The following is a 13,059-nucleotide window of genomic DNA, read 5'->3' as shown; positions in this document are numbered from 1 at the left end:
CGGAGAGTTCGGGTCCCAGTCATTACAAGCCAATCCACTGCTCATGGTAAGCAGATGTCGAATCTTTAAGGCACTTTTTAAAGAGTCGGTGTCTGCTGTTGGCCAATAATTTTTCAGATACTTGGCGACAGGATCGTCAATGCTGGAAATGAACCCTTTGTCCAGAGCAATACCAACCAGTAACGCTGTAATGCTCTTGGTGGTCGAACGCAGGTCATGCTTGCTGGTGATTTGTTGGTCGTCAAAATACTTTTCCAGCACAAGGGTGTTATTCTTGATGATTAAAAAGCTATGTAAATTGTGTTCTTTTGGAGCACTTAAGGTATCGAAAAACTGGTTGTAGTACGAGGTATCGATCCGCTGGGAAAGCAGGCTGCCAGTTTGCCAGCCATCGTTTAGGGACGCAGGAGTTTGGTATTCATATTTTTGACCTGACATGGAGCATGCCTGTAACCAGCAGAAAGTGATCCATATAAATCGTTTCATTCTGATACCTATTATGATTATCAAAGATCTTAATTTTCATACTTCATAATCATGAAAAACTGTGGCAATAGTATAAAATTCTCTTTCATATAGCTCGTCATAGGAACATAAATCCCGAGACCGAAAACCCCAAACATACCGGAAAGACGGCGACAATTCTTGACTAATGTGCTTATATTCTCATAACTGTTTATTGGGAGCCGCCTTTTTTAATTGTTTCTCATGGTCGGTGATTTTCCGGATAACGTCCGTAGAAATAACATTTAAAGTATTGCTATGACAGTTCCACACGGATAAATATTTTTCAGAAACAACGTTGTATTGATCCCATCCCGTAAACTTCTCATACAGCATAAGCGTACAGATATCGGTTGCTGTAATAAAATCACCTGTCTCAGGTAAATGCGTATGCATTGCCGCGATACTTACTTTTTCATCCTCCGCTTTTTGCCCATATTCTGTCACGATAATGTTTTTATGCAGCTGCTTTCTGCGGATGAGATTATGGTTTTTGTCGAATGTTAGCAGATAGTCATTGCCAAAAACAACCACCCCGTCGTTTTTAGGCCCTGTTAAGACGTACACTTTTCGCTCCCCATCTGATATAATTGGTATTGGGTTTAGGCTCGTATTACGGTATTTTTTAAATAGCGTATCAGAACTGATAACCTTTAAGGCACTGGCACGAATTGTAAATAATTCAGATTCTTTACTTGTGAAACCTCTCTCGGCCAGATCGACTTTCGCAGTTTTGACATCGTAGGTGCTGTCAAAAGAAATGGTTCCAAGAACCTTGGGGCTATCCCCCTTTGAGAAGAAAATGCATTTTGCTACATCTCCATCAGGATAAGAAAAATAACCACCTACTTTTTCCTTGTCATCAAAACGTTGAATAAAAATATCTGTTCCATACCAGGAAGCCATTTCTGACCTGTACAAACGCTTTCCCTCGGCGACTATGAGTTTGGTCTTTTTTTCGATTTTATCGTGCTGGAAGGTGGTACCTAAGGTAATCAAAAGCAGAAGGATAGAATATTTTCTTTTCATATGGAGCTAAAAGTAACCATTTTACTAAAAAATTGGCAGGGACCCGATTTTTTAATTTTGCACGCAAGCTTCATATTAGGGTAGCATGATCCCGGGGGGCCCTCGCAGGCCCCCCGGGTGCCGGTAGCGAGCAACATTGCGACCGGTATGCGCTCTACGAATTGCCTGAAAAGGCAGAGATGCCTCAACCAATTAAAATAGAAAGCGTCGCCAATGACTTATACGATATGCAAGTTTTTCCTATCTATGGAAAGGATCAGGTATTGAATGCCGGCTGCACGGATCTGTAAATTCCTAATAAATATATTCTGGAATAAAGCTGATAGACATGCTTTCCGGGATTTTTGGTACGATTGCGAACACGCAGCTTACACCGCCGATCGGCAGAGATCCATATCGCATTGTTGCATTGATAGTTAATTTATTACTCGAACAGTTCGCGGTAACGTTTTGAGACATTACATAGGCAAGGGTGTGCGTTTTAATACTAACGACGATGAGGCTACGATTTTTGAAATCAACTTTCTTTTTCAGATAGGGTATGTCAAGTTTACTGTATAATTCATTTTCGCTTTGAATTACCTGAGCACGCATATTCGTATTTCCGGCATCAAAAACACGCACTTTTGGATTTAAGTCATCGTTAAATAATTCGGATTGTACGGTCCCGTCATGGCATTGGTATACATACGGGTCTTCCTTTTCACATGAGGCCATGATGACAGCTATAATACAGCAGAAGTACGACCTAAGTTTTTTCATATGCAATAAGTCCAATGGCCTGAAAGTTCAATACGTCACATTTCGCAAGGTCTACTATTAGCATATGATAAACGAATTTTCATAAACGTTATGCAGATAGGGTCATCTATTTATCCCTTATGTTAAAACAGTAACAGCCGTGATTGAAAAGGCCCGTCATTCCCGCGACCGCAAATTCTGATACCTCCAAAGCTCAAATTTCGTCTTCCCGTCCACAGCTTCTTTCCTCTAATGCTAAACACGATGTTCCGAAGGCAGCATGTATTCGAAGACCGCCCATATCCGCATCCGTGAAATGCTCTGAGAGCCAAAATTCTTCCAGTTCTGGCGTTAAATGCAGCGGTATCCGGTGACAGACTCGCCATCGCTATGGATGTTAACCATCAGTTCATTTGCCATCCGCCTTAGCAAGGCATGATAATGCTGCTGCATAGCAAAGATCACCTGAGAAGAGAAAGGCCAGCCGTGCGTGCGGGATGACTTTTTGATTTTATTCCTATGTTGTGCAGTAATAATACCCCCGTGTTTGTCGATGCATTGACTTTTCATCACGCCTTTTAATATGAAACTCTTTTATTTGACTGCACTCCTTTTCATTGGATCGGTATCAAAAGGTCAGGACATTATCGAGTGGAATGATCAGTACACACTGCAACTGAGCGATTTTCAATCACCTTCCACCCAAACAAGTGGTGCAAACTCATTTATCGTTTACTGCCCAGCAACTTTCGACTTTTCCCTTGCGATAACGAACGCTGAGTTAATGTTTACTAAAAATTTTAATTCCAGGACAAGCGCAAGTTCAGCAGAAAGGCTGCCTTAATCGTAACACCGGATGCAGAAGTTGCCTTGTGCCTGCTCAATTTCGGGCGTTATGAGTTTGACCTTTGCGAACTGTAAATGCGCAAATTCCGGAAGTCGCTGAGAGAGCAACTTCATACTGAGGTAACTAAATTGAACTTATTGGTGTCACAGTTGTAACTAAATAACTTGGGTTATGAGGCTTATCCTTTCACCAATCTTCTTTTTGACAACCTTAGTGGCGCCTGCCCAGTGGAAAGCCAATTTGGGCATCAATATTCCTCCTGTCATATCTAAATCAACGGCCCTGTTTCCTGCTGCCACAGTTGGGTTTCAGCATCACTTATCGCGATTTCTTAAACTGACTGGGGTGTTCAAAAATCGTTTGTTTTTCGAGGAAACAATTATCTGGGAAGCATGCAGCGTAATTACCAACCTGGCGCTGGCTCGCCTCAATCGGATTCATTTATCGGGTATTTCCAGGGAATTCTTTCGCTGAAATACCAATTCACTAACCGATGATTGTAAATGAAAGCACATTGTGACGTTGTTGAAAACTTACCAATTCCCATGAAACTACTTGTTGTATTTATGTTAGTGGTATTCGTATCGGGGTGTAAAAAGCACGAATTGGACCCGCAGTACGCTATTCTTGGTAAGTGGGAACCTTTCTACCTAGGTAATGGCGAATACCGACCACCCGTTGACAAACCAGGTGCATACTGGCACTTTCTCCCTGATAGCGTACTGCTGGAATATGAATATGCCAAACAAAGAACAATCACGAAAAAATATTGGATTGATACTCTTCTTAATATAGGAACTCCTGGCGGATACAGATCCTATTACACTTCCAAATTTTACGGTGATACCATGGAGCTTCATATTGAAAATAGTTCCGCTATATTTTATGTATCTAAATGGCAACGAATTAATTAGGCCACTGGTGACGCTATTGTATGTTAACTTATCCTATGCAATTTGCATCTGAAATTTGGCTAATCCTCGAGTTTAATCGCCTGTATCAGAGTTGAAAGTGTCGTTAAGTGTTCGATTGGCATCCCTATATCTCCGCCAAAAATTATTAAAAACTATTAAAAGCCTGTTCAGATCACTGAATGGGCTTTTTGTGTTTTGGGATGCGCAAAACTTTCGAGTTTTCACCCAAAGTGACATGCGCTATTCGCGGAGTACTTTGCAACGGAAAAACAAGTCTATGATCTGCCGGGTCTCAAATGAAAGAAACGTGACTTAGGTTTCCGTCCAGCGATTTTTTAGCCACGTTCATCGATTATCAGAGATGCCGGCCATCCGAAATTTCTAGATTCATAGCATCAAACCGGAACCTGCTTCTCATTTTCCGTTCAGTTGCCGATAAGCTATGAAAGCCAGTTTTACATGTCTCGGGATTGCATTGATGCAATGCTTTTGTTGCCAGGTTGGTTTTGCCCAGAACAACGGCGGCAAATCCAGGGTAGTACAACTATCGGGCGGCCTGAATGCCTATGCCGGTCTATACAAATCAACCGGTATCGCAGGGCGTAACCAACCAAACCCTTTCGGGCTAAGCGGGGCCATTACGGTGTCGCTTCCGGGAGGGATCACATTGCCATTTTCGGTTATTTTGGGCAATCAGAGTACCAGTTTTCGTCAGCCTTTCAATCAATTCGGGATAAGCCCTACCTACAAATGGGCGACCGTGCACGCTGGCTACCGAAACGTTGCGTTCTCTCCTTTCACGCTGGCAGGCCATACTTTTCTTGGCGGCGGTGTGGAGCTCAATCCGGGTTTGTTCAGGATCGGAGTCGTTTATGGCAGGTTCAATAAAGCTATTTCATCCACCATAGCTGATCCGGATATTACCCCCTCGTTTAAAAGAACAGGTTATGCTTTTAAAGTAGGTTATGGCAAACCCAATAATTATATCGACTTGCTTGTGCTACGTGCCAAAGACGACACGAATTCCATATCCGGCGTGGTTTCAACGCCCGAACAAAATATTGCCCCGGCCGAAAATTTAGTGGTAGGAATCAGCTCCCGGTTGTTGCTTGTCAAGCATATCAGCCTGGAAGTCGATGCGGCAGCCAGCTCCTACACGCGCGACATGTATGCTTCGGCGGTAGGTGCAGAAGGCAGCAATTTCCTGGCGAAGCTTTTTGGCAAAATGATCACACCCAGGCTTTCTACTCAACTGACGCAGGCCACACAGGCCGCACTTGGTTACCAAAGCCAGTGGGGCATGGTCAAGTTCCAGTACAAACGCATCGACCCGAATTTCCAGACAATGGGCGCGTATTATTTTCAAAGTGATATTCAGAGCTACACAGGTAATGTATCGCTTAACCTGTTGAAAAGTAAGATCAGGCTGGCTGGAAGTTACGGAAGGCAGTTTGACAATCTGGGCAAAAACAAAAACGCGGGTACAGGACGATCAATCGGGTCGCTAATGGTTTCGGTCAATCCTGATCCTACCGTGGGAGTCGATATTTCCCTCTCCAATTATGGACTTAGCCAGCGTGCGGGGCTCCGGCCACTGATAGATACGCTTCGTATAGCGCAGAATAATTTCTCCACCACTGTCAACATGCGTTACGCGATTTTCAACAAGGAGCTTTCGCACATTTTTACATTGACCGGCTCACACCAGCGATTGTCGGACCTGAATAACGCCACGGCGATGCAAACGGAAAATAGTAATCAGAATGCCAGTCTGGGATACTTCCTGCAACAGAATCAAAGCGGATTCGGGATGAACCTGATGGTGTCCTACACGCAGACAGGCTTGCCTGTCACCGGGCAAGGGCCCGATAAGCTTCGGTTCTACGGTCCTACACTGGGCAGCAATTATAGTTTTTTCAAGAAGAAAATCGTGACATCCGCCAACGTCTCTTATCTGATAAATCAGCAGGCAGCCATGACGGGAAAGGTGCTGACAGCCATAGCGAATGCGGGATATCAGCTTTCGAAGCGGCAGAACCTCAGTATCGTTTCAATTACCTTAAATCGGACACAGGGGTGCAGACCGAGAAGTTCAACGAATTCAGAGGAAACATTGGCTATGGAATATCTTTCTAAAATTTGGCAACAACACTTTTTTGCCCTGGTCCTCCTGGTATTGGCATTCCAGCACTCGGGCACTTATGCGCAAACCCAAGTGCGTATAACCACCAACGTGTTGCCTCCGTACAGCCCGTACATACAGGATTATCCGGGTACAGGCAATCGCGTGCAGGTATTTATTTCAAACCTTTCAGGTAAAGAGCTGTCCATCCGGTTACTCGGAAAACTGGAAGGCGACAACGGTGTGGTGATCAGAACATCTCCGAATTACCGGCCTGTGCAACCACTGCAACTCCGGGCAACCGATGTAAACCGACTGGTCAACCGCTCGGAGCTGGAAGGTCTGTTTGACCTGGCACAAATTGAGGTTCAGGGAATGAACAAAAACGAATTATACAGGGGAATACCTTTGCCTGAGGGGAATTATCAGCTTTGCGTTCAGGCATTTGATAATGCTACCACCAGGCCCTTGTCGGCCGAGTTTCCTATGGGATGCAGCGGGTTGATCCCGGTCAGGATCGTGGAACCTCCGATATTGATCATGCCGTTTGCTGACGAGGAAGTAATAGCCAAAACGCCACAGACGCAACTTTTCTCCTGGTCGGCGCCCGTTGGCGTGAACCCTTCGCAGGTGGAATATACCTTTCGTCTGATTGAACTTCCGCACCCTGATACTGACCCGAATGTATTTATCGATGCCGTGGTTTTGCCCAGATCCGGTATAGAGATCAAAGGACTGAGAACGACAACGCTGGTATACGGGCCGCAACATCCTCCATTGCAGTTTGGTAAAAAATATGCCTGGCGGGTACAGGCGCATCCGTTATCCCAGCGGCTCAATTTCCTGAATGAAGGCAAAAGTCCGGTGCAGGGATTTACCTACGGACTGAGGGTCAAACCCGGAATCGAGCCTGTTACTGTGTCGCCATTATTGTCATTGCTTGATTTGGGTGTCGAAAAGAAGGAGAGCAAATTCCTCTCTGCTGATATTGCCGCTTCCTGTGAATGCAACCCTGTTCAGGCCCAGCAGGATATGAAGGTCGACAACAGTAAAGTCAGGGCTGAAAAAAAGGCGACGATAGCCAACTTCACCATTGAAAATGTCAGTGTCACAGAATCGAACGGCAAATTGAATGGTACAGGCATGATCCCTGTGCCAATGATCAACAGTGGCTACATCCGATTGATTGTGAAGCTCATGGATGTGCAGTGCAACGCGCAGGGAGTAGTGATAGCGGGCAAAGTGCGGGGCATTCATAAAGAGGGGGTCCCGGGGATGTTGCCAGGTGCCGACGCTCCCGATGCCCCTTCGGTGCAAATTACTCCGCAGCAGATCCAGAACATGGGCGAGTATTTTGCCAGCAGCAAAGATCAGCTTGTATCAAACCTGAAAAGTTCGGTCAGCAGCATCGGCTTCAAGCTGCCTTTCGGTATTGACAATGGAAAAAATGCCGTGATCGCCATCACGGACATGATTTTTACGCCGAAAGGCGCCGTATTCAATGCTAACAGCTGGGTGCCATCCCCGTCCGACCAGATCTCGGGCTTGCCCTTGAGTGGGTATAACCTTTGTATGACTCCTTCAAAACCTTGTGGAGAAGGGGTGCTTTACCTCGCGAAGAAAATGGAGGTGACCAAGTATTTTGCCTTGAAAGGGGACGACGACGGACTCGCCGGCAGTGCCTTTTTGAAGCCCGACACCAGCCAGGTCACCTATGCGGTTTTTGACAAAGACGGGTTCAGAAAAATGCGCATTCATGGGCTGCTCACACCTCCCAAGCTAAAACTGGTTGAGACTAACGGCCCGGTTGAGATCAGCATCAATACCGATGTTGAAAAGGACTTCAAAAACTGGACTGCCCAATTCTCTTTCCCCCGATTTTATGTAGAGGGTATCAAAGATTTCAAGTTTTCCATGGCGAGCGGACAGCCTGCTCTTTACGACCACTCCGAAGCCGTCACTCCGGGCGCACTCCCCGAGGGATATGAAACTACCGATGGATACGCATTGTGGAAGGGCCTTTATTTTCCTGAAATGACCATTGAGTTGCCTGATTTTCTTAAAAAAGGGGATGGGGGCGATCCTGTGACAGCCTCCGCAAAAGGGATGATCTATGATGACAAGGGCTTTTCAGGTAAAATGGAGGTGGAAAATGTTCTCCCCATTGATCAGGGCTCAATGGGTGGTTGGTACTTTTCGATTGACCAATTCATGGTATCGTTCCTGAATAGTTCGTTTCAGACCTCGCAGATGAAGGGTGCGCTGGTACTGCCTATTTTTAAGGACCCAACCAACAAATCGTCCCAGCTTGACTACAAAAGTACCATTACTTCTAATGCTTCGGACGGAGCGCTGGCATTTGAATTATCAGCGGAATCTTCCAGCGACATGCATTCAGATGTATGGAAGGCCATACTGAACCTGAAGGGTTCCTCCATCAAGGCACAGTACAACGCCTCGACCGGCTTTGCCGCAAAGGCAGTGCTGAATGGCACCATTGGTATTGACGCAGGATCTTTCAACATACCAAATGCAACATTTCAGGGTGTTATACTGAATACAACGGCACCGTATTTTCAGGTCGAAGAATTTAGTATGACACTGGCGTCGCCGCAAAAAGAGGCCACGGGTCTGCCTTTCAGCATCGATCCCGCCCGAACCGGGGTCGTCGACGAAAAGACTGCTACACCTGCCTTCAGGATCGGTGGAGATCTGGATCTTTCAGAGGCGGCGGGCATTACTGCTCAGGGCGATTTCATGCTTCGTTTCAATGTTGGAAACGCCTCTAATGGAAGGCCTGAATGGAGCTTCAAAAAGATAGAAAGCGCCGCTTTTAAGGCCGGTGGCACTGTGGGGCCAATTTCGGTGAGCGGTGAAGTTAATCTCTTCGAGGATGATCCAACTTTTGGAAATGGTTTCAAGGGCAATCTTCACATGACCATGCTGGAGAAATTCGATATAGAGGTGGGGGCCATGTTTGGTAAAATCACGGGACCTGACCCGTATAGATACTGGTACGTAGGTGGGAAGGCCAAATTGCCAGAGGGAGCTTCCATTCCTCTGGCAGGACCGGTGGTTTTCAAGGGCTTCGGTGGCGGGCTTTATTCCAATGTTTTGCAAACTGCAAGTGCCGATACTGTAATTTATATCCCCGAAAAAGGCAAAAAAGGTTTTAACGCATCCGTTTTAGTGGGAATGATCACGCCTGATCTACTCGATGGCGAAGGAACTTTCACTATGAACCTGAATGGTTCCACGGTTGACAATATCAATATTCATGCTAACGCCTGGTTTTTAGGAACAGGGAAGAACGCTTCGCTCGCAACCGGGACCCTTGACTTGAATCTTGACCTTGCAAAATCCGTTTTTACCGGAAAGGGGGATCTTACGGCAGGTTTGGAAATAAGCCCCGGCAGCATATCGGCTAATCTCCCTGTCAATCTCGAGATCAATTATTCGGGCACCCCCAACTGGTACTTTGCAATTGGGGCACCCACAGAACATGGGCGGGCTAACCTGACTGTCAAGTTGGGTATAGAAGCTACATTCGGTTCCTATTTCGTCATGGGCAGTTACACGCCTAATGGATGGAAATTACCGCCGGATCCCTACATTACGGATGCTGCGCTGCGTTCCCTTTTTAATGGAATGAGCAGGAAAAGGAAAGACCAGTCGAGCCAGGCCTTCAAGAGTTCGCCGGAAAACCCGGTACTGGCCTTTGGTGCCGGATTCTCCATGGGGCATGACTACAACATCGGTCCGTTTTATATGCATTTTGCCGGTGCGGTAGGTTTTGACATGGTGCTCAAAAAGCTGGATAGCCCGTGTGGTGCAAGCGGGCAAATTCCCGGCATCAATGGCTGGTATGCGGAAGGACAGCTTTATGCGGGTATGACATTTGCGCTGGGCATCGATGTGGATCTCTGGGTTTATGAAGGGCGCATTGAAGTAGCCAGCCTATCGGCGGGCGCACTCTTGCGGGGCGGGCTTGTGAACCCGATATGGCTCAACGGGCAGGTGGCCGTGCGTTACAGCGTGCTCAAAGGACTAGTGAAGGGAAACTTCAATTTTGACTTCTGGTATAACCGGGAGCACCAATGCGATCCGGCGTTCCTGCCACCCAATCCTTTTACGGACATGCCGTTGATCTCCTCCATCGGCCCCGCAGGTACGGATACCAAAACTTCTATTATGACCCCTTTCACGGCCACATTCAATTACCCGGTTGAAAACAAAATGATCGTTGAGATCGAGATTCCGGAAGGTAAGCAGGTGGATGCCGGCGCCATTGGTACCCGGATGGGAAACACATTTATCCAGGAGTTTAAGCTGCAATTTAAAGATCGGTTCGTGGCCATAGCAACCCAGAAAAGCGGCGATTCCAATACCGGCACATTGGTGATGGGGAAAAACGAGGAGGGCGACAGGAATTATGCCGCCACCTATTACCGTGATAAATCTCTTTTGCCTAATACCACCTACGATTTGACAGTTGGTATCCAGGTTTATGTGTACAACAAAACAAAGCTGGAACCCTTTCTTTTCAAAAGCAAAACCGTAGAACAAACCGAGAGGGTTTCCTTCGTCACTGCCGACTGTCCAACCGATCTGAGCAAGGGTGCGTCCAGTCAGGATATGGTACTCAGTTCATATCCTTATGAAGGCCAGCGCTACTTTATGAAAGGGGAGTCTGCCAGACCTTTTGTGAAATTAAAAGCGGTACCTCAGGGTTGCCTGAATGGTATGGGGGCAGATGCTGATTATGATCTGCAGGTAGCGTTTACCCCTTTGGAAGGCAGTCAATTTGCAGCAGATCAGGCAAAAAGTGTCCTGCTTGCCAGCGCTGAGTTTACCGGAGATCAATACGTTTATGATCTTCCGTTAGGACTGAGAAATAATACACTTTACCGGCTTCAACTGATCAGAATACCTAAGGAGGAATTTGTGGACCAGGTGCTGGCGAAGGGGTTTGACGGACAAATCAATACAAAGAAAATCACAACGGCCAACATCTATAAAAGTACCGGATTTAGTTCGAACCCGGCATCCATACAAAATACCCAGGTATCGCCGGTAGTATCAGGGAGCAAGACGCAGGTTTTATCCGGCACAACCAAGCCCTCAGTTATCCAAAACCAGGTTGACCTGACCTATGGCGGCTATGTAAACACCTACTCGGATGCCGGTAAGATGGCCCAGATCGCTAACACCCATGGATTGACCGCAAGTGTGGATACTGAAAGCGCTACCAGCCTGTTTAAGCTCACCCAACAAGGAACTGACGGGCTTGCTACTATGAAGGATCTTGCCGGCAAGAAAGAAAAACTTCGGAAAAGCCTGAAAATGGAACTGTACAGGTATTATTTCAAAACCAGTAAATACAATACGCTGAAAGACAAAATCGGAGCAGCAAAATTCACAACCGCGTCAGGTGCCGGGGTGGGTCCCGGAATTAAAACGGGCGATGTGGTCACCGGATCGATGACCGTTGATGAAGGCTTTGACCGCTATGATCTCAGCTACGAAGAGCTTGGCTACGGTCAGTTCCGCCCGCCGCTCGTGTTGCTGAAAGCCACGGAAAACAGCGCCTGGTTCAAGGCCGTGGCAAAGCCCGTGGCAACCCTGCTGAGTGAGGCTCCGGACCAATATTTCAAGGACAGTGAACATCAGGTCAATGTGAACCTGTTGGATGGCACACTGGACACTTTCAAACGATCGGTGGTTCGTTTCAGCACCTACTTCACACCGACGGAAGAGCCTTACGACAATGCAACGATTTATACACTGTTTCCTACCGAAACGAGCCACTGACATGGATAAACTAAAAACTTACATCGCGATGGTGATTGGGATGTGCCTGACAGCATCCTCTATTCAAGCGCAAGTGAAAAAGACCATACTGAAACCCAAGACAGGCCAGATGTCGCCAAAACCGGTACAGCAGACGGCCCCCAAGTCTACCACCAATCTGTCTGTATCCGATTTGTCGAGCGCCTTGAATGGCACTTTGGTGAATAAAAACCCGGGCCCGCATGCAGCCTCCAACCAGGCAAAAATGGCGGAGACACTTATGGAAGCACGGGAGCAGGATCGCAAAGATTACATTTATGGAAAAGGTAATGCCAGGAGTTACCAGATTCAATACCGCTCCGCACCGGTCAAAGCCGCTTATGATGAATTCGTTCCCGCGCTGCTGGCCAATTACGGTTATGCGTTTACGAATCATAGTTTCGTAGAAGTGGTGGTGCATCGTATGGGGCAGGAATGTATCCCAAACGGGGCGTATACCTCACCCGGCGCACGTGGAAAACTTGAAAAAGAGCTCGCCCGCGTAATGGTCAATGTAGACATTCTTAAACCAGGCGCAGTTCAGCAAAATTCTAAATACTCCAAAAACACCTTTTACGATCAATTTTTAAAAGAGGTATTTGAAGGAACGAAAGCATCTTTAAATCAAACCCTTACCTGGACTACGGCCGAGAACGAAAGCGCTGGGCAATATGCCGCCTACTACCCCTCTTACTCAACAACATCGTCCAGCGAAGTAAGCCGTTCGGCCGAATTTCTATTTAGCCGTGGCGTAGATATTTGCATTGCCGCCGCACGTGAAGTGGCTAAGAATGCGCTGGCTGGAAAAGCCACCGGGGTGGATGCCTTCACCAAGCATCTTCAAAGTGCTGCCAAGGGAGATTTGTTCAAGCAGTTGCGCTCCTTCAAAGGACAGACTTCCGAGATTGAAGTGTTTTCCATTCGCCAGATCAATCTGCAAAAAGCCACGCAGAACCAAAGCGGCCTCCGTTCCTACTGGGATGAGAACTGGGATTGTCCGACCGCCTTGACATTCTCCATTTTCGGGGCAGACAAAGTCAAAAATGTCGCTGTTTTTAACCCTTGACCGCAGA

Annotated in this window: 7 protein-coding genes; 4 read left to right on the top strand and 3 right to left on the bottom strand. The window is 46.8% G+C overall.

All coding sequences use genetic code 11. The features are described from left to right. The 3 genes from BP71_RS37260 to BP71_RS37250 all read right to left on the bottom strand — a co-directional run. On the bottom strand, positions 1-486 hold a 486-nt coding region (locus BP71_RS37260; RefSeq protein WP_496386909.1), incomplete at its 3' end, for a serine hydrolase. A gap of 180 nt (positions 487-666) precedes the next feature. Next, a complete protein-coding gene (locus tag BP71_RS37255) occupies positions 667-1,533 on the bottom strand; it encodes a hypothetical protein (protein WP_496386907.1) in 867 nt (288 codons plus the stop codon). A gap of 294 nt (positions 1,534-1,827) precedes the next feature. Beyond that, complete coding sequence (locus BP71_RS37250; RefSeq protein WP_496386905.1) at positions 1,828-2,250, bottom strand: hypothetical protein; 423 nt, start codon at positions 2,248-2,250, stop codon at positions 1,828-1,830. 1,042 nt (positions 2,251-3,292) lie between these two features. On the opposite strand from BP71_RS37250, the gene BP71_RS37245 reads away from it, so the two are divergent. From BP71_RS37245 to BP71_RS37230, 4 genes are all read left to right on the top strand, one after another. Beyond that, complete coding sequence (locus BP71_RS37245; RefSeq protein ID WP_496386903.1) at positions 3,293-3,595, top strand: hypothetical protein; 303 nt, start codon at positions 3,293-3,295, stop codon at positions 3,593-3,595. 29 nt (positions 3,596-3,624) lie between these two features. Beyond that, on the top strand, positions 3,625-4,035 hold the full coding sequence (locus BP71_RS37240; RefSeq protein WP_496386901.1) for a hypothetical protein: 411 nt from the start codon (positions 3,625-3,627) through the stop codon (positions 4,033-4,035). A 442-nt stretch (positions 4,036-4,477) separates the two neighbouring features. After that, the gene (locus BP71_RS37235) at positions 4,478-11,968 is read left to right on the top strand and encodes a hypothetical protein (protein ID WP_496386899.1); all 7,491 of its coding nucleotides are present in this window, start codon (positions 4,478-4,480) and stop codon (positions 11,966-11,968) included. A gap of 1 nt (position 11,969) precedes the next feature. Then, the gene (locus BP71_RS37230; RefSeq protein ID WP_496386897.1) at positions 11,970-13,052 is read left to right on the top strand and encodes a hypothetical protein; all 1,083 of its coding nucleotides are present in this window, start codon (positions 11,970-11,972) and stop codon (positions 13,050-13,052) included. Positions 13,053-13,059 lie beyond the last annotated feature (7 nt).

The organism is Dyadobacter ginsengisoli DSM 21015, assembly GCF_059568735.1.
Note: the sequence above shows the minus strand (reverse complement) of the source record. Positions and strands in the feature narration are given on the sequence as shown.

What these genes read in the sequence shown, in the direction of transcription:
- BP71_RS37230 (WP_496386897.1), top strand. Translation starts at nt 11,970, where the DNA reads ATGGATAAACTAAAAACTTACATCGCGATGGTGATTGGGATGTGCCTG.
- BP71_RS37240 (WP_496386901.1), top strand. Translation starts at nt 3,625, where the DNA reads ATGAAAGCACATTGTGACGTTGTTGAAAACTTACCAATTCCCATGAAA.
- BP71_RS37255 (WP_496386907.1), bottom strand. Translation starts at nt 1,533, where the DNA reads ATGAAAAGAAAATATTCTATCCTTCTGCTTTTGATTACCTTAGGTACC.
- BP71_RS37235 (WP_496386899.1), top strand. Translation starts at nt 4,478, where the DNA reads ATGAAAGCCAGTTTTACATGTCTCGGGATTGCATTGATGCAATGCTTT.
- BP71_RS37250 (WP_496386905.1), bottom strand. Translation starts at nt 2,250, where the DNA reads ATGGCCTCATGTGAAAAGGAAGACCCGTATGTATACCAATGCCATGAC.
- BP71_RS37245 (WP_496386903.1), top strand. Translation starts at nt 3,293, where the DNA reads ATGAGGCTTATCCTTTCACCAATCTTCTTTTTGACAACCTTAGTGGCG.